This is a genomic window from Bordetella tumulicola (assembly GCF_965138755.1).
Lineage (GTDB): Bacteria > Pseudomonadota > Gammaproteobacteria > Burkholderiales > Burkholderiaceae_B > Bordetella_A > Bordetella_A tumulicola.
Genome location: NZ_CBCSFP010000014.1, coordinates 122,765 through 140,836, shown reverse-complemented (window position 1 = coordinate 140,836; position 18,072 = coordinate 122,765). Strand labels below are relative to the sequence as shown.

At 59.7% G+C, this 18,072-nt stretch carries 18 protein-coding genes; 1 reads left to right on the top strand and 17 read right to left on the bottom strand.

The window, feature by feature from the left end; translation table 11 throughout:
• Positions 1 to 72 precede the first annotated feature (72 nt).
• The 16 genes from ACNAZS_RS24390 to ACNAZS_RS24315 form a co-directional block, all read right to left on the bottom strand.
• The gene (locus ACNAZS_RS24390) at positions 73 to 399 is read right to left on the bottom strand and encodes a DUF2818 family protein (RefSeq protein WP_415793133.1); all 327 of its coding nucleotides are present in this window, start codon (positions 397 to 399) and stop codon (positions 73 to 75) included.
• A 65-nt stretch (positions 400 to 464) separates the two neighbouring features.
• Positions 465 to 1,949: an NADH-quinone oxidoreductase subunit NuoN gene (gene nuoN, locus ACNAZS_RS24385; RefSeq protein WP_415793132.1), complete on the bottom strand. Its 1,485-nt coding sequence runs from the start codon at positions 1,947 to 1,949 to the stop codon at positions 465 to 467.
• 9 nt (positions 1,950 to 1,958) lie between these two features.
• Positions 1,959 to 3,461, bottom strand: a complete 1,503-nt coding sequence (locus ACNAZS_RS24380) for an NADH-quinone oxidoreductase subunit M (RefSeq protein WP_415793131.1) — start codon at positions 3,459 to 3,461, stop codon at positions 1,959 to 1,961.
• The gene (nuoL, locus tag ACNAZS_RS24375) at positions 3,458 to 5,491 is read right to left on the bottom strand and encodes an NADH-quinone oxidoreductase subunit L (RefSeq protein WP_415793130.1); all 2,034 of its coding nucleotides are present in this window, start codon (positions 5,489 to 5,491) and stop codon (positions 3,458 to 3,460) included. The genes ACNAZS_RS24380 and nuoL overlap by 4 nt, the downstream gene beginning before the upstream one ends.
• 17 nt (positions 5,492 to 5,508) lie before the next feature.
• The gene (gene nuoK / locus ACNAZS_RS24370; RefSeq protein WP_012248610.1) at positions 5,509 to 5,817 is read right to left on the bottom strand and encodes an NADH-quinone oxidoreductase subunit NuoK; all 309 of its coding nucleotides are present in this window, start codon (positions 5,815 to 5,817) and stop codon (positions 5,509 to 5,511) included.
• Positions 5,814 to 6,461 (bottom strand): NADH-quinone oxidoreductase subunit J, encoded by a 648-nt coding sequence (locus ACNAZS_RS24365; RefSeq protein WP_415793129.1) that lies wholly within the window; start codon positions 6,459 to 6,461, stop codon positions 5,814 to 5,816. Before ACNAZS_RS24365 ends, nuoK begins: the two co-directional genes overlap by 4 nt.
• A 17-nt stretch (positions 6,462 to 6,478) precedes the next feature.
• Complete coding sequence (nuoI, locus tag ACNAZS_RS24360; RefSeq protein ID WP_415793128.1) at positions 6,479 to 6,967, bottom strand: NADH-quinone oxidoreductase subunit NuoI; 489 nt, start codon at positions 6,965 to 6,967, stop codon at positions 6,479 to 6,481.
• A gap of 21 nt (positions 6,968 to 6,988) precedes the next feature.
• On the bottom strand, positions 6,989 to 8,062 hold the full coding sequence (nuoH, locus tag ACNAZS_RS24355; protein WP_415793127.1) for an NADH-quinone oxidoreductase subunit NuoH: 1,074 nt from the start codon (positions 8,060 to 8,062) through the stop codon (positions 6,989 to 6,991).
• Position 8,063: 1 nt separating this feature from the next.
• A complete protein-coding gene (gene nuoG / locus ACNAZS_RS24350; protein ID WP_415793126.1) occupies positions 8,064 to 10,391 on the bottom strand; it encodes an NADH-quinone oxidoreductase subunit NuoG in 2,328 nt (775 codons plus the stop codon).
• Positions 10,392 to 10,406: 15 nt separating this feature from the next.
• Positions 10,407 to 11,774 carry an NADH-quinone oxidoreductase subunit NuoF gene (nuoF, locus tag ACNAZS_RS24345; RefSeq protein ID WP_415793125.1) on the bottom strand — a complete coding sequence of 456 codons (1,368 nt, stop codon included), beginning with the start codon at positions 11,772 to 11,774 and terminating at the stop codon, positions 10,407 to 10,409.
• Positions 11,771 to 12,274, bottom strand: coding sequence for an NADH-quinone oxidoreductase subunit NuoE (nuoE, locus tag ACNAZS_RS24340; RefSeq protein ID WP_415793124.1), 504 nt, complete (start codon positions 12,272 to 12,274; stop codon positions 11,771 to 11,773). The genes nuoF and nuoE overlap by 4 nt, the downstream gene beginning before the upstream one ends.
• 40 nt (positions 12,275 to 12,314) lie before the next feature.
• On the bottom strand, positions 12,315 to 13,571 hold the full coding sequence (locus ACNAZS_RS24335; RefSeq protein ID WP_415793123.1) for an NADH-quinone oxidoreductase subunit D: 1,257 nt from the start codon (positions 13,569 to 13,571) through the stop codon (positions 12,315 to 12,317).
• A 3-nt stretch (positions 13,572 to 13,574) separates the two neighbouring features.
• Positions 13,575 to 14,201: an NADH-quinone oxidoreductase subunit C gene (locus tag ACNAZS_RS24330; RefSeq protein WP_415793122.1), complete on the bottom strand. Its 627-nt coding sequence runs from the start codon at positions 14,199 to 14,201 to the stop codon at positions 13,575 to 13,577.
• A 66-nt stretch (positions 14,202 to 14,267) separates the two neighbouring features.
• The gene (locus tag ACNAZS_RS24325) at positions 14,268 to 14,744 is read right to left on the bottom strand and encodes a NuoB/complex I 20 kDa subunit family protein (protein WP_006217960.1); all 477 of its coding nucleotides are present in this window, start codon (positions 14,742 to 14,744) and stop codon (positions 14,268 to 14,270) included.
• A gap of 33 nt (positions 14,745 to 14,777) precedes the next feature.
• The gene (locus ACNAZS_RS24320) at positions 14,778 to 15,137 is read right to left on the bottom strand and encodes an NADH-quinone oxidoreductase subunit A (protein WP_415793121.1); all 360 of its coding nucleotides are present in this window, start codon (positions 15,135 to 15,137) and stop codon (positions 14,778 to 14,780) included.
• Positions 15,138 to 15,349: 212 nt separating this feature from the next.
• On the bottom strand, positions 15,350 to 16,468 hold the full coding sequence (locus ACNAZS_RS24315; protein ID WP_415793120.1) for a porin: 1,119 nt from the start codon (positions 16,466 to 16,468) through the stop codon (positions 15,350 to 15,352).
• A 382-nt stretch (positions 16,469 to 16,850) separates the two neighbouring features.
• On the opposite strand from ACNAZS_RS24315, the gene ACNAZS_RS24310 reads away from it, so the two are divergent.
• The gene (locus ACNAZS_RS24310; RefSeq protein ID WP_415793119.1) at positions 16,851 to 17,294 is read left to right on the top strand and encodes a PaaI family thioesterase; all 444 of its coding nucleotides are present in this window, start codon (positions 16,851 to 16,853) and stop codon (positions 17,292 to 17,294) included.
• Between the two features lie 25 nt (positions 17,295 to 17,319).
• Here the strand turns inward: ACNAZS_RS24310 and ACNAZS_RS24305 are convergent, their stop codons facing one another.
• Positions 17,320 to 18,072 (bottom strand): phosphatase PAP2 family protein, encoded by a 753-nt coding sequence (locus ACNAZS_RS24305; protein ID WP_415793118.1) that lies wholly within the window; start codon positions 18,070 to 18,072, stop codon positions 17,320 to 17,322.

Sequence of the window (18,072 nt, the reverse complement as noted above, 5' to 3'; positions counted from 1 at the left end):
CCCCTGGTTGGGCCGAGCCGTTTNGATTAGGCCGGCGTGGCCATTACACACAGACCCTCAGCGCCTTAGTACTCATGACCCCCGCAATGCAGGATGCCGCTTAAACAGATACCGGTAGACGAATCCTGGGTAGGCCAGGACGAGGTACAGACTAAAGGTAATAGCGTAAAACTCCCAACCTTGGACAAACGGATTACCCAAGGCGGCTTCGAAGGCGAAGCCCAGTGCGATAACCAAGGCGTAGTACAGCAGGAGTTCTACGAGGCGCAGCCAGAACGGCTTTGCAACGCTGCCCCGTTTCCAGGGCACGACCGTCAGCACACGTTCGGTCAGGAAAGGGAGATTCGCGCTGACCAGTGCCAGAGCGATTAACAGCCAAACGGCCAAGGTTTGGTTCATGACCTGGCCCCGACTGTGTTTGACTGTATCACTACGCGATTCCGTGTGCTGATGGGACGTAGGTCTTAGAGACCTAGCGACGTTTGAATAGCATGCACGCACAGCGCCATCAGGCCACCCGGCAAGATGCCCAGGACCAAGATGAGTGCGCCATTGACCGACAACACGCCGTGGTGGCTGCTGGGTGCCGTGATCTTGCCTGCGTCGGCGGCGGGTTCGTCGAAGTAGACGACTTTGACGACGCGCAGGTAGTAGAAGGCACCAATCAGCGAGAACATCACGGCGACGACGGCCAGCCATACGTAGCCGGCCTCGATCAGGACTTGCAGCACGGCGAGCTTGGCATAGAAACCGACCATCGGCGGAATGCCGGTGAGCGAGAACATCAACAGCAACAGCAGTGCGGCGTGCCATGGACTGCGGCGGTTCAGACCCTTGAGATCATCGATCTGTTCGCACTCGAAACCCTGGCGCGACAGCAGCAGGACCATGCCAAAGGTGCCCAGCGTCGTCAGCACGTAGATCAGCATGTAGAACAACGATGCGCCGTAGGCATTGACCGAGGCGTCCGGGTTGCCGGCGACGGCGCCGGACATCAGGCCCAGCAGGACGAAGCCCACGTGCGAGATCGTGGAGTACGCCAGCATGCGTTTGAAGTTGGTCTGGGCGATGGCGGTCAGGTTGCCGATGGCCAAGGACAGGATCGCCAGGATCATCAACATGGGCTGCCAGTCGGCGGCCAACGCGTGCAGGCCTTCGACAAGCAGGCGCAGCGTGATCGCAAAGGCGGCCAGTTTCGGCGCAGCGCCCAGGATCAGGGTCACGGCGGTGGGCGAGCCTTGATAGACATCGGGCACCCACATATGGAACGGCACGGCGCCCAGCTTGAATGCCAGGCCGGCGACCAGGAACACAATGCCGAACACCAGCGCCATGTTTTCGTGCTGACCCGCCGCGATGACCTTGGAAATCTCGACGATGTCCAACTGACCGGTGGCGCCGTACACCATGGACATGCCATACAGCAGGAAGCCGGAGGCCAACGCGCCGAGCACGAAGTACTTCATGGCGGCCTCGGTGGCGACGACGTCATCGCGACGCAGGGCGATCAGGGCATAGAGGGCCAGGGACATGAGTTCCAGGCCCAGGTATACGCTGATCAGATTGCCGGCGGAGATCATGACCATTTGGCCCAACAAGGCCATCAGCGTCAGAACGTAGAGCTCGCCGCCGCGCAGCATGTCACGCTCTTGCGCGTAGATACGGCCGTAGATCAGCGTCACGGCGACGGCGATATAGGACGCGACCTTGAGCAGGTGCGAGAGGTTGTCGGCGACGTACAAGCCGTTGAACGTGCGGCCTACGGTGCCGCTATTCCATTGCAGCAGCGATACGACGGTCACCACACCCAAGGCCAGCAGCGCGAGCACAAACGTGGGCTTGCGCGAGGGATGTGTGCTGACGGCATCGATCAGCAAGATTGCCAGACCGAATACCAGCAACAGAATCTCGGGCGTAGCCAGTGCGAAATCAATGTGAGATTGCATCATGAGTCAGTCTTACAGTTTCGAGATGGCAACGTGTTGCAGCAGGGCCTCGACCGAAGCATGCATAACGTCGGTGAAGGGCTTGGGATAGATCCCCATGTACAGCACGGCGATTGCCATCACGCCAAGAATCAGGAACTCGCGGCGGTTGATATCAGTGAGTTCGCGCACGTGGTTATTGGTGATTTCACCGAAGGCCACGCGCTTGACCATCCACAGCGAGTACGAAGCGCCCAGGATCAGTGCTGTCGCGGCGAGCAGGCCGATCCAGAAGCTGTGTTCGACCGCACCCATGATGACCATGAATTCGCCCACGAAACCACTGGTGGCGGGCAAGCCGCTGTTGGCCATGGAGAACAGAACGAAGAAGGTCACAAAGCGCGGCATGACGTTGATGACGCCACCGTAGTCGGCAATACGTCGCGAGTGCATGCGATCGTACAAGACGCCGATACACATGAACATGGCGCCCGACACGAAACCGTGCGAGATCATTTGCACGATGGCGCCTTCGACGCCGGCCGTGTTGAAGATGAAAAAGCCCAGCGTCACGAAGCCCATGTGGGCCACCGATGAATAGGCGACCAGCTTTTTCATGTCGTCTTGCACGATGGCGACGAGGCCGATGTAGATCACGGCAATCAGCGACAACGCGATCATCATGCCCGCCAGGCTATGCGAGGCATCCGGGGCGATCGGCAGCGAAAAACGCAGGAAGCCGTAAGCACCGAGCTTGAGCATGATGGCCGCCAGCACGATCGAACCACCCGTGGGCGCCTCGACGTGGGCATCCGGCAGCCAGGTATGCACCGGCCACATCGGCACCTTGACCGCGAAGGCCGCCAGCAAGGCCACGAAAATCAGGATCTGCGGCGTTTGGCCCAGCTTGACTTGGTGCCAGGTCAGGATGTCGAACGAACCGCCCGAGGCATTCCACAGATAGACGAACGCCACCAGTGTCAACAGCGATCCCATCAGGGTGTACAAGAAGAACTTGAACGCGGCGTAGACCCGGTTGGGTCCGCCCCACACCCCGACGATGATGTACATCGGGATCAGCGTGGCCTCGAAGAACACATAGAACAGCATGCCATCGAGCGCGACGAACACGCCGACCATCAACCCGGAGAGGATGAGGAAGGCGGCCATGTACTGCGCCACGCGACTGGTGATGACCTCCCAGCCCGCCAGCACCACGATGATGGTGATGAAAGCGGTCAGCAGGACGAACCACAACGAGATACCGTCGATACCCAGGTGGTAGTTGACGTTGAAGGCTTCGATCCAGGAGGCTTTTTCGACGAACTGCATGGCAGCGGTCGAAGAGTCAAACCCGGTGTACAGCGGAATCGTGACCAGAAAGCCGGCGATCGCGCCGACCAGCGACAAGCCGCGTGTCAGTCCGAGGCGGTCGTCGCGGCCCACGGCCAGCACCAGCAAGCCGAATACGATCGGTACGAAAATCGCAAGCGTTAGCCAGGGAAAAGTGTTGGTTGCCATGTCGCTTGCCGTCATTGGGGAATCAGCACAAAGAAAGTAATCAGCGCCATGATGCCGATGATCATCGCGAACGCGTAGTGATAGATGTAGCCGGACTGCAGGTGACGACTGATCGTGGCCACCCAGCCCACCAGGCGAGCGCTACCGTTGACGAGCACACCATCGATCAGGCCGCGGTCACCGCGTTGCCACAAGCCGTGGCCCAGGCAGCGCGCGCCGCGTGCAATGATCTGCTCGTTGACCCAGTCGACGAAGTACTTGTTCTCGAGCACTTTGTTGACGCCCGACAGGCTGGATTTGATGGCGGCAGGCACCTTGGGATTGATCAGGTAGCAGTACCAGGAGATGACGGCGCCGGCCACGACCAGCCAGAACGGCACGGTCTGGAAGGCATGCAGGCCGAAAGCCACCCAACCATGCCATTCTTCTTTCAATTCGTGCATGGCCGGATGTTGCGGCAGGACCTTGATCACGCCATCGAAGAAGCTGCCGAACAGCATCGGATCGACGACCCAGGCACCGATCACGACCGACGGGATGGCCAGCAGCACCAGGGGCAGCGTCACGACCCACGGCGACTCGTGCGGCTTGCCGCCATGGTGGCCATGGTCGTCGTGGCCGTGAGCGTCATGTGCATGGTCATCATGACCATGGCCGTGGCCATCGCTGGTATCGAAGCGTTCTTTGCCATGGAAGACCAGGAAATACACGCGGAACGAATATAGCGAAGTCACGAACACGCCGATCAACGTCGCATAGTAGCCAAACGAAGCACCCCATACACCGGCGGCGCCAGCCGCTTCGATGATGTGTTCTTTGGAGTAGAAGCCCGAGAAAAACGGCGTGCCGACCAGGGCCAGCGTGCCCAGCAGGAACGTGATCCAGGTAATGGGCATGTACTTGCGCAGACCACCCATGTTGCGGATGTCCTGGTCGTGATGCATGCCGATAATGACGGAACCCGCCCCGAGGAACAACAGCGCCTTGAAAAACGCGTGCGTCATCAGGTGGAAGATCGCGACCGAGTAGGCCGATGCGCCCAGCGCCACCGTCATGTAGCCCAGCTGCGACAGCGTGGAATATGCCACTACGCGCTTGATATCGTTCTGAATGATGCCAAGGATGCCCAGAAACAACGCGCCGATGGCGCCAATGATGATGATGAACGACAACGCGGTGTCTGACAGTTCAAACAGCGGCGAGAAACGCGCCACCATGAAGATACCGGCCGTCACCATGGTCGCCGCGTGGATCAACGCCGAGATCGGGGTGGGACCTTCCATGGAATCGGGCAGCCAGGCATGCAGCGGCACCTGGGCTGATTTACCCATCGCACCGATAAACAGGCAGATACATGCCACCGTCAGCAGCATCCAGTCCGTACCCGGCAGGGTTTCGCCGGCCAGCCGATCGGCTTGGGCAAAGACGTCGCCGTAGTGCATGGAGCCGACATAGGCAAACAGCAGACCGATACCCAGCACAAAACCGAAGTCACCGACCCGGTTGATCAGAAAGGCCTTCATGTTGGCAAAAATCGCCGTGGGACGGGTGTACCAGAAACCAATCAGCAGGTACGACACCAACCCCACTGCTTCCCAGCCGAAGAACAGCTGAACCATGTTGTTGGACATGACCAGCATCAGCATCGAGAACGTGAACAGCGAGATGTACGCAAAGAAACGTTGATAGCCGGGGTCATCCGCCATGTAGCCGATGGTGTAGATGTGCACCATCAGCGACACCGACGTGACCACGACCATCATCATGGCCGACAGCGAATCGATCAGGAAGCCGATCTCGAGTTTGGTGTCGCCGATCAGGCTCCAGGTATAAACCGAGCCATCGTAGGTGTGGCCATTGAGCACATCGAGCAAAACGATGACCGACCCGACCGTGGAGATCAGAACCCCCAGGATGGTAATGACGTGGGAGGCCCGGCGACCGATCGGCCGACCGAGGAACCCGGTGCCGAACAGCCCGGCAAGGATCGCGCCGGCCAGCGGAGCCAGCGCGATCAGCAAGTACAGATTGGGTGAGCTAGACATTTTTTTCCAATACCCCGTCAGCCCTTCAGGCGATCGAGTTCGTCAACGTTGATCGTGTTCAGGTTGCGGAACAGCAGCACCAAAATCGCCAGTCCGATGGCGGCCTCAGCAGCGGCTACCGTCAGGATGAAGAACACGAACACCTGGCCGGCGGTATCGCCAAACCAGCTGGAAAACGCCACGAAGTTCATGTTGACCGCCAGGAGCACCAGCTCGATGGACATCAACAAAATGATCAAATTGCGGCGGTTCAGAAAAATGCCGAAGATACCGATGGCGAACAGGATCGCCCCGAGCACCAGGTAATGAGCCAGCGTCAACGTCATTGTTTTTCTCCTTGGGCGTCGCCGTTCGGCGCGGCAATGCCGCCTTGAGCGCGAGTGCTTTGTGACGGCATGCTGACCAAGCGGACACGGTCTTTGGCGCGCACGCGAACGGCGGCAGCGGGATCGTTGTACTTGGCATCGCGACGGCTGCGCAGCGTCAGGGCGATGGCAGCGACCATACCGACCAGCAGCAACGCGGCACCGACTTCTACGGCATACACGTATTCGGTGTACATGGCTTCACCCAGCGCGCGGGCGTTGTTGAAGTCACCGGCGACCGGGGCTTGCGGGCCCGCGCCGTGCCACGTAGTGGCCAGCACAAAGGACATTTCGAGCACCAGCACGAGGCCGATGATCAGGCCCAGCGGCAGATAGGTCTTGAGCCCGCGGCGCATGGAGTCGATACGGATATCGAGCATCATGACGACAAACAGGAACAACACCATTACGGCGCCGACATACACGAGCACCAGCAAGAGCGCCAGGAATTCGGCGCCAAGCAACATCCAAAGCATGGCGGCATTTGCGAACGCCAGAATCAAGTGCAGGACGGCCGTAACCGGGCTACGGGCCGTAATGACCCGGAACGCCGCGATCACGAGGACCGTGGCCAGTATGTAGAACAGTACAGTAGTAAAAGTCATGAGTCAGACCTTGGGCGTCAACGGTATGGCGCGTCTTCGGCCCGGCGGCGGGCGATTTCGGCTTCGTAGCGGTCGCCGACGGCGAGCAGCATGTCTTTGGTGAAGTAAAGGTCGCCGCGCTTTTCACCGTGGTATTCGTGGATATGGGTTTCCACGATAGAGTCCACGGGGCAGCTTTCTTCACAGAAACCGCAGAAAATGCACTTGGTCAGATCGATGTCGTAACGCGTCGTACGGCGGGTGCCGTCTTCGCGCAGATCCGATTCGATCGTGATGGCCAGGGCGGGACATACGGCTTCGCATAGTTTGCAAGCGATGCAGCGCTCTTCCCCATTGGGATAGCGACGCAACGCGTGCAACCCTCGGAAACGCGCCGACGTCGGCGTCTTTTCCATCGGGTAGCGCAAGGTGACTTTGCGTTTGAAAAAATACTTGCCCGTCAGGCGCATGCCCTTGAGCAACTCGGTCAGCATCAAACTGCCGAAAAAATCTTTGATCGCTTCCATTTCCTGCCTCAGCTTGACGTACTAGCGCCAAATGTTCCAGGGCGTCTGCATCCAGATCGCCACCACCACCAGCCAAACGCCGGTCAGCGGAATGAAAATTTTCCAGCCCAATCGCATGATCTGGTCGTAGCGGTAGCGCGGGAACGACGCCCGGAACCACACAAACAGCGACACCACGCAGAAGGTCTTGATACCCAGCCAAACCCACCCCGGAATCCAGGTCAGCGGCGCGATATCGATCGGCGACGTCCACCCTCCCAGGAACATGATCGCCGCCAAGCATGACAACAGAATCATGTTGGCGTATTCGCCCAGGAAGAACAGCGCGAACGCCATCCCCGAGTACTCGACCATGTGACCAGCGACGATTTCGGATTCGCCTTCGACCACGTCAAAAGGGTGACGGTTGGTTTCCGCGACAGCCGAAATCACGTAGATCACGAACAACGGCAACAACGGTAGCCAGTTCCAGGACAGGAACGTCAATCCCTTGTCGGCAAACCAGCCTCGCGTCTGCACCAGCACGATCTCGGACATATTCAGACTGCCCGAGACGAGCAGGACCGTGACCAGCACGAAACCGATCGCCAACTCGTACGACAGCATTTGGGCCGATGCACGCAAGGCACCCAGGAAGGCGTACTTGGAGTTTGAGGCCCAACCCGCCACGATCACGCCATAGACGCCGACGGAGGTGATCGCCATAACGTAGAGCAGGCCCGCGTTGACATTGGCAAGCACCACATCCGGGCCAAAAGGTATTACGGCCCAGGCAGCCAGTGCCGGCATCAGCGTGACGACGGGCGCCACCACGAACAGGATCTTGTTGGCCTGCGTGGGCACCACGACTTCTTTGGTGAGCAACTTGAAGACGTCGGCAAAAGGTTGCAGCAGCCCCCTGAAACCGACGCGGGTCGGTCCCAGACGCGCGTGCATCGCCCCAATCATCTTGCGTTCCCAGTACGTGAGGTAAGCCACGCACAAAATAATGGGGACTGCGATGATGACGATTTTGATGATGGTCCAGACAACCAACCAGACCGTCGGACCCAGCAAAGCCTGCCCGTGGCTTTCAAGAACATTGAGCCATTCCATGTCAGGCACGCTCCACACTGATTTCACCGAATGCGCCGCCCAGGGCAGCGGTTTGTTCGAAGGCCGCCGAAATGCGGACCGAGCGATCGGCCACCGCGTCATCCTGCACGGTTTCGAGTTCGACCGAACCGGTCGCGCCCGCCACCCGGACCTTGACGCCCGCGGCCAAATTCAGCCCGGCCAGCGTCGCACCATTCATCCGTGCCGTGGGTGCCTGTGACGCCGGCGTGTCTTGCAGGGGCCACGAGCGACGCACGATGGCATCAGTACGATAAATGGGCACGTCAGTGACGCGCTCCAGCGTCGTACCGGCTTGGCCCAAGCCACGTGAGGCCTTGATTTCGTTGGACAAACGGCTTTCGATCCCGCCGGCCAGCGCGGTATCGCGCACGGATTCGGAGGTCTCGTCGTCGAACCCTTGCAGTTGGAGGACATTGCCCAGCACGCGCAAGACTTTCCAGGCGGGACGGGTCTGACCCAACGGGGTAACCGTGCCCTTGAAGCTCTGCGGTAAACCTTGCGCATTGACAAAGGTGCCGGAGGTTTCAGTGAACGGCGACACCGGCAACATCACGTCGGCCCAATCTTGAGCCGCCGAGGCATACGGCGTCAGCGCAACGGCGAACTCGGCGCCACGCAGTGCCGCCACGGCCTGCGGACCGTTGTCGGCGTCCAGCGACGGCTCGGCGTGCAGCACGATGTAGGCCTTGAGCGGCTCGGCCAGCATGGCAGCAGCGGTTTTGCCACCCTGCCCCGGCACGGCGCCAGCCAGATAGCCGCCTACCGTATTGCCACCAGCCGTGAGGAAACCAAAACGCGCACCGGTCAGATCGGCCACACCGCGCGCATTCGCGGCCAGCAAGGAAGCTTGCGGCGAGGCGACGGCCATGTTGCCCATCAGCACGGCGGCGTTGCTGCCCGACGCCAGGCTGGCGGCGATAAGCTTGGCGTTTTCGTCCGGCGTCACATTCGCGAACTCGGCCGGAACGGCTTGCTCTTTGGCCTGGGCCAGCGCCACGGCGACTTGGGCCAGAGCCAACGGCAAGCCGGACGGCGCGACCGTCATGCGCGCGGTCACGGGCATCAACGGATCGTCGGCAGCGCTGTCGACCAGCAGAATCTGCGTGCCGCGCTTGGCCGCCTGACGCAGGCGTTGTGCCATCAGCGGGTGATCTTTACGCAGGAACGAACCCACCACCAGCACGCGATCCAGCGTGTCGAGGTCTGCCACCGGCATGCCCAACCACGGTGCGCCGGACAATGCGGCGTCAAAGCCCGCATCCGTTTGACGCAGACGGAAATCGATATTCTCGGAACCCAGGGCACGCGCCAGGCGGCCCAGCAGCGCAAATTCTTCGGTGGTGGCGTACTCGGCAGCCAAGGCGCCGATCTGGCCCGCGCCGTGGCTCTCGCGTACACGGGACAAGCCCTGCGCCACGGCCTGCAACGCGTCGGCCCAGGAGACCTCTTGCCATTGGCCGTCGGCACCCTTGACCATCGGTGCGGTCAAACGATCCTGGCTGTTGAGGCCCTCGTAGGAAAAGCGATCGCGATCGCTAATCCAGCATTCGTTGATCGCTTCGTCTTCGAAGGGCACGACGCGCATGGCGCGTTCGCCCTTGACCTGCACGACGAGATTGGCGCCCAGGCTGTCATGCGGGCTGACCGTGCGACGACGCGCCAATTCCCAAGTCCGGGCGGTATAGCGGAACGGCTTGGAGGTCAACGCCCCGACGGGACAGAGATCGATCATGTTGCCCGACAGTTCGGACTCGACCGAGCGACCCACAAAGGTCGTGATCTCGGAGTGCTCGCCACGACCGAGCATGCCGAGCTCCATGACGCCGGCGATTTCCTGGCCGAAACGCACGCAACGCGTGCAGTGAATGCACCGCGCCATTTCTTCGGCCGACACCAGCGGGCCGAGATCCTTGTGAAAGACCACACGCTTTTCTTCGCGATAGCGCGAGGCCGAGCCACCATAGCCCACGGCCAGATCTTGCAGCTGACATTCGCCGCCCTGATCGCAAATCGGGCAATCAAGCGGGTGATTGATCAGCAGGAATTCCATGACCGACTGCTGGGCGGCCTTGGCTTTTTCCGAGCAAGTATGCACCACCATGCCATTGGTCGCCGGAGTGGCGCAGGCGGGCAGCGCTTTGGGCGCTTTTTCCACTTCAACCAGGCACATGCGGCAATTAGCCGCGATGGACAGTTTCTTGTGGTAGCAGAAATGGGGCACATACAAGCCAATCTTTTGGGCAGCGTGCATCACCATGCTGCCCTCGGGGACTTCGACCTGATTGCCGTCGACGGTTAATTCAACCATTGCTGTTCCTGAAACCTACAGATAGTGCGGGACCACACACGACTTGTGCTCGATGTGGTGCGCGAATTCGTCGCGATAATGCTTAATAAAACCGCGGACCGGCATAGCAGCGGCATCACCCAGGGCACAAATCGTGCGACCCATGATGTTGCCGGCCACGTTGTCGAGCAGATCGAGGTCCTCCTGGCGACCCTGGCCGTGCTCGATACGGTGGACCATGCGATACAGCCAGCCCGTGCCTTCCCGGCACGGCGTGCACTGGCCGCAGCTTTCTTCGAAGTAGAAATACGACAACCGCAGCAGCGACTTGACCATGCAGCGAGTTTCGTCCATGACGATCACCGCCCCGGATCCCAACATCGATCCCGCCTTGGCGATCGAATCGTAATCCATGGTTGTGTCCATCATGATGTCGGCAGGCAGCACCGGAGCGCTGGAACCCCCCGGGATGACGGCCTTGAGTTTTTTGCCACCGCGCATGCCGCCCGCCAGCTCCAGGAGCTTGGAGAACGGCGTACCCATCGGAATCTCGTAGTTGCCCGGACGCTCAACGTCGCCCGAGATGGAGAACAGTTTGGTGCCGCCGTTATTGGGCTTGCCAACCTCGAGGTACGCCTGGCCGCCGTTGCGGATGATCCAGGGCACCGCCGCAAAAGTCTCGGTGTTGTTGATCGTGGTGGGCTTGCCGTACAAGCCAAAGCTGGCCGGGAACGGCGGTTTGAAGCGCGGCTGGCCCTTTTTGCCTTCGAGGGACTCGAGCAACGCGGTTTCTTCACCGCAGATGTAAGCGCCGTAGCCGTGGAAGGCGTGCAACTGGAAGCTGAAATCGGAGCCCAGGAGCTTGTCGCCCAGGAAACCGGCGGCACGTGCTTCTTCGAGGGCCTCTTCGAAGCGTTGGTACACCTCGAAAATTTCGCCGTGGATATAGTTGTACCCCACGCTGATACCCATGGCATAGGCCGCGATCGCCATGCCCTCGATCACGATATGCGGGTTAAAGCGCAGAATATCGCGATCTTTAAAGGTGCCCGGCTCGCCCTCGTCGGAGTTGCAGACCAGGTACTTTTGGCCTGGGAACGCGCGCGGCATGAAGCTCCACTTCAGGCCGGTCGGAAAGCCCGCACCGCCACGGCCACGCAGGCCCGAGGTCTTGACTTCGGCAATGACGTCTTCGGGCTTCATGCCCGTAGACAGGATCTTGCGCAGGGCCTCGTAGCCACCACGCTTGACATAGTCTTGCAGATGCCAGTTGTCGCCGTCGACGTCAGCCATGATTTGCGGCGCGATGTGCCGACCATGCAGACACATGGAGTTCGACAAATCATTCACAGGGTTGGGATCCAACCCCTGGGCCAGATGTTGGTATAGGTCGGGCGCGTTCATGCCGGTTCTCCTTGTGCCCCTTGCGCTTTCAGGCCCTGAAGCAGCGCGTCCAGCTTTTCTTCGGTCATGCGCACACACATATGCTTGTTGTTGACCAACAGCACGGGCGAGTCGCCGCAAGCCCCCATGCATTCGCCTTCGACCAGGGTGAACTGACCGTCGGGCGTGGTTTCGCGGTAATCGATCCGTAGCTTACGCTTGAGGAAATCGCCCGCTTTTTCACCGTCGCGCAAGGCACAGGGCAAGTTGGTGCACACCGAAATCTTGTGCTTGCCTACGGGGCGAGTGTCGAACATGTTGTAGAACGTGGCGACCTCTTGTACTGCGATGGGAGGCACGCCGATGTAATTGGCCACATCTTCGAGCACCTCGGGAGGCAGCCAGCCTTTTTCTTCTTGCGCAATAGCAAGTGAAGCCATGATGGCCGACTGGCGCTGGTCGGCCGGGAACTTGGCGAGTTCCCGATCGATTTTCTGATAGGCCTGTGCGGAAAGCAGCATAGTTTGAATCCGGGTTATGCGGGGCGTTCGGGCTGAGGGTTCAGCGGTCGATTTCGCCGAAAACGATATCCTGCGTGCCGATGATGGTGACGGCGTCGGCAATCATGTGGCCGCGCGCCATTTCATCGAGCGATTGCAAATGAGCAAATCCTGGCGCCCGAATCTTCAGGCGATAAGGCTTGTTGGCGCCATCGGACATAAGGTAAATGCCAAATTCGCCCTTGGGGTGTTCTATCGCGGCGTAGGCTTCGCCAGGCGGGACGTGAAAACCTTCGGTAAAGAGCTTGAAGTGATGGATCAGCTCTTCCATGTTGGTTTTCATGTTGGTACGGCTAGGCGGCGCAACCTTGTGGTTCTCGACCATGACGGGACCGGGATTGTTGCGCAGCCACTCGACGCACTGGCGAATGATGCGATTGCTCTCGCGCATCTCGGCCACGCGCACCAGATAGCGGTCGTAGCAGTCGCCGTTGACACCCACCGGCACATCGAACTCGACCAGGTCATAGACCTCGTAGGGCTGCATCTTGCGCAAATCCCACTCCACGCCCGAGCCTCGCAGCATCGGACCCGTAAAGCCCAGTGCCTTGGCGCGATCGGGATCCACGACGCCGATGCCCACCAGACGCTGCTTCCAGATGCGATTGTCGGTCAGCAGGGTTTCGTATTCGTCGACGCAGCCCGGGAAACGGTTGGTGAAGTCCTCGATGAAATCGAGCAGCGAGCCGGAACGCGCGTCGTTCATGACGCGCATGTCTTTTTCGCCACGGTATTTGCTGCTCTCGCCGTATTGCGGCATCACGTCCGGCAGGTCGCGATACACGCCACCGGGCCGGTAGTATGCCGCGTGCATGCGGGCACCCGAGACCGCCTCGTAGCAGTCCATCAGGTCTTCGCGCTCGCGAAAGGCATACAAAAACACGGCCATGGCACCCACGTCGAGCGCATGCGAGCCCAGCGACATCAGGTGATTGAGCAGGCGCGTGATCTCGTCGAACATGACGCGGATGTACTGCGCGCGCAGCGGCGGTTCGACCCCCAGGAGCTTTTCGATGGCCATGACGTAGGCGTGCTCGTTGCACATCATGGACACGTAGTCCAGGCGATCCATGTAGGGCAGCGCCTGGATATAGGTCTTGTGTTCGGCCAGTTTTTCGGTGGCGCGATGCAGCAGGCCGATGTGCGGGTCGGCACGCTGGATGACCTCGCCATCGAGCTCGAGCACCAGACGCAGCACACCGTGCGCAGCCGGGTGCTGAGGGCCGAAGTTCAGGGTGTAGTTTTTGATTTCTGCCATGATTTAACGCCCCACGCCGTAGGAGTCTTCGCGTACGACACGCGGGTTGATTTCACGCGGCACGATGGTCACCGGCTGGTAAACCACGCGTCGTTGCTCGGGGTCGTAACGCATTTCGACATTGCCCGACAAGGGGAAGTCTTTGCGGAAAGGATGGCCGATAAAACCATAGTCCGTGAGGATGCGGCGCAAGTCGGGATGGCCTTCGAAGACGATGCCATACAGGTCGAACGCCTCGCGTTCGAACCAATTGACGCCCGGCCAGCACTCGAGCAGCGAAGGCACGATGGGAAATTCGTTGTCGGACGCGAACATACGCACACGCAGACGCCAGTTGTGAGCGATCGAAAGCAGGTGCACCACCACGGCAAAGCGCAAAGGCTGCGCGCCGCTGGCGCTTGCTTCGGCCTGACGGCTGCCATTACCCCAGGTCAGGTAATCGACACCGCACAGGTCGATACAGGATTCGAAGCTCAGACCGGCATCGGTACGCAGCTTGTTGCAGACCGTGATCCATTGATCGGCCGGTACTTCAAGCGTGAGCTCGCCGTATGCTTCGGTGAGCGCGATATCTGCGCCCAACGCGGCCTGCAGGTTGTGTTTCAGGGTTTCGAGCCTGGTCATCGTCATGGTCACTTAGGTAAACCGATAGGCTGACGGGCACCGCCGACGCAACGCATCGCGCGGCGGCGTGCGTCAACGGGCAATAGTATTGGTAAGGCGGATCTTGTTCTGCATTTGCAGCAGCCCATAGACCAACGCCTCGGCCGTGGGCGGACAGCCCGGCACATAAACATCGACCGGCACAATACGATCGCAACCGCGCACCACCGAGTAGGAGTAGTGGTAGTACCCCCCTCCGTTCGCACACGACCCCATGGAAACCACCCAACGCGGTTCGGGCATCTGGTCGTAGACCTTGCGCAGTGCGGGCGCCATTTTATTACATAGCGTGCCGGCCACAATCATCAGGTCGGATTGACGGGGACTGGGGCGGAAGATGATGCCGAATTGGTCCAGATCGTAGCGCGCCGCGCCGGCGTGCATCATTTCCACCGCACAACAGGCCAGACCAAAGGTCATGGGCCACATCGAGCCCGTTTTTGCCCAGTTGAGGAACTTGTCGGCACTGGTGGTGATAAAGCCTTGCTTGAGGATGCCGTCTATAGCCATATTCGTCTCTGATAGCGTGCAAAAAGACTTGGGTTATTCCCAGTCTAGCGCGCCCTTTTTCCATTCGTAAATGAAGCCAACTGTCAGAACCGCCAGGAACACCATGACGGTCCAAAAGCCGACGAGGCCAACCGTGCCCTGAGCGATGGCCCACGGAAACAGGAAAGCGATTTCGAGGTCAAACAGGATGAAGAGAATGGCTACCAGGTAGTAACGCACGTCGAACTTCATACGTGAATCACCGAAGGCCTCGAAACCACACTCATATGCTGAAAGCTTCTCGGCATAAGGACGCCGAGGCCCCAAGAGCGAACCCGCCGTCAGCAGTGCAAACCCGATCAGGGTCGCAACCACGATAAACATCAGGACAGGGAAATACTGTTGCAAATTCATTTTGGCGTCCGTCAAATGCGCAAACCTTCAGATTGTAGCATTCGCAAAGTGACTATCTGCTGAACCCACTCCACCAAAAACAGGAAACCAGGGACAAATTTCAGAACCCGCACGCCCATGAAAAAAGCCACCCCGAAGGGTGGCTTTCTGTAAGCCGGCCGAAGCCGGCTTACACGCTGAAAATCGAAGCGAGGCTTGCACCCCGCAGCCGATTAGAAGCGGTGACGGATACCGACACCAACAGCGGTGCTCTTAACGCCGTCCAGGAACGCGTAGTCCTGAGCGTACGAACCGTAAGCGTACAGGTTGGTGCGCTTGGACAGGTCGTAGGTGTAACCCAGGCTCCAGACGTTCATCGTTTCGTCGCCGCCGGTCAACTTGTCGTTGCTGGGGTCAACCATTTGCCATGAACCGAAGAGCTTCGAGGCGCCACCGATGGGGGCGCTCAGGCCGACCATGTAGGAGTTAGCCTTGAAGCCGTCGCGGAAGTGGTTCGAGGTCAAGCCATTTTCGCCAATGTCGTAATCAACACCGTTGATACCCTGACCACCAAACCAGCCATCAGTGGTACGAGCGTAGGCCAAGGACAACTTCAGAACTTCGAAGTCGTACGCACCGGCGATGCCATATTGACGCGGGGTGGCGTCAACTTCTTCTTGGAATTGGTTGTTGCTGGCGTTCAATTGATCGAACGTCAGGGCAACATTCAGAGGACCATTGTTGTAACGCAGACCGGTGGTGATACCACGGACATTGTCAGCGGTGCGGAAGCCGACACGGTCAGCATCAGCATTGTCATCCACGCTGAACGAGTAGCCAACGCCGAATTGGAAGCCGCTGAAGGACGGGGTTTGGTACATGACCATGTTGTCCCAGCGAACGGTGTTAGCCGCGCTGATGCCCATACCGATGTTGGCTTGGCCGAAACCAGCGCCAAACGGATCGATCGAACCGAAGTACTTCGACGTGATGTTGGTTTGACGACCGAAGTCCAGACGGCCCCAGCTGTCGCTTTGCAGACCGATGGTGGCTTGACGACCAAACAGGCGATCACCTTGGCTGGAAGTGCCGTTGGCGGAGCTGAAGCCACTTTCCAGTTGGAACACAGCTTGCAGGCCATCACCCAGGTCTTCAGTACCACGCAGACCCCAACGCGAGCCGTTTTGCACGCCATTGATCATGCCGATGCGGCTTGCGCTGAAACCGTCGCCCTTCACCTTGTTGTAGCCGATACCGGTATCGATGATGCCGTACAGCGTCACCGAGGTTTCTGCCTGGGCTACGCCGGCGAAGCCAGCGAGCAGGGCGGCAGCGAGCAGAGTCTTTTTCATTTAAGAAATCTCCGTTGATTTGAGTGACAAGGGCAGATGGTTATACAAAACCTGTGCCCCCCTAACTCCGCGAAGGGAAGTTGACGCTATTGCATCAAAAATCCCACCTACTGGCTATGGTTACCCCCAGAAAAGTGAAGGATCGGCGTCGAGGCTGTTGGTATCTCACAACAGTTCATCGATCCAGACGGAATTGACTACGCGTTTACCCTATATCACTAAAAGGGGGCCAATATTCGCGCTACTGTCCGCCAATCTCCCCTGCTTTGTCACCACTGGCGTGAGTGTTTTTTGGTAACGTCGATAAATAATCGATACAGCTCTGCATAGACTCGATACATTGCCCACCCAGGGCACCACCGCCTTTCCAAGCGATATCGCCATGACCTCTCTGCCTGACGCAACGCCTGCCCCGCAACCCCGCATCAGCGTGGTCGACTTTCACCGCCTGCTGGCGGAGCAGCACCCCTTTGCGGAAATATTGGGAATAGAAATCACCGACATCGGTTACGGGACTGCGCGCGCGGTGTTGCCGCCACGCGATAGCCACCAGCGCCTCGGCGGTATCGTGGCGGGCCCCATGTTGATGGGACTGGCGGACCTGGTGCTCTATGCGGCCATCGTGGGTGCGACGGGCCAGGCCAATGCGGTCACGGCCAGCCTGACGATCAACTTTTTACGCAAGAGCCCGGCGGGCACCATCGTGGCCGACGCCCGTTTTCTGAAGATCGGCCGTCTCTCGGCAGGCGAAGTCATCCTGCACGGCGAGCATTCGCCCGAGCCCGTGGCACATATTGTCAGCACCTGGTCGGTGCCGGCCTCCTGACCCGCCATTCACGGCGACCCGCCGCCTAGGCGCGTCGCACGCCCATGCGCTGATGCTCCAGGATCGCGACACACAGCGACAACCAGACCAGACTCAACGCAAAACCGGCCACCACATCACTCAGGTAGTGCACCTGTAGCAGTACGCGGCTGACACCAATCGCGGCGATCAACGCCGCGGTGCCAGCCAGGCAGGCCCCTCGCCACGGGGCCCGCAACATCCGCAAGACCAGATAACAGGCGAAACCATACACGGCGAACGAGGCCGAGGCGTGCCCGCTGGCGAAACTCCAGCCCGTTTCACTCACGTAGCCATGCACATGCTCGGGCCGGACACGCTGAAACGCCTGTTTTACGATCTGGCTCAATATGCCGGCGCCCCCCGTCGCAATGGCACATGCCAGCGCAAGCCTCCACTCGCGCCGCCACAATAGCCAAACAGTCATCCCAACGGCAACGACTGTCAGCCAGTCACGGTCACCCAGGCGGGTAAACCATGACAGCACCCATAATAGAGAGGATGGCATTGACAAGCCGAGCGCCGCAGCCAGGCGCGTATCAATAACCACCACGCCACGATCCAGACTGACCGCCAGCGCCAACAACAGGAAAACCGCGCCCGCCGCAGCCGCCATGCCCAGGCAACGTCGAACCCGAGCCCGGGCGGGTTGTGCCTCGTAATAACGCCCCAGCCACACTGCACCCCCACCTGCCGCAGCGGACATCGCCAGCCATACGAATAGTGGATAAGTCGCCACCCAGTGCGCGAAAACTTCCAT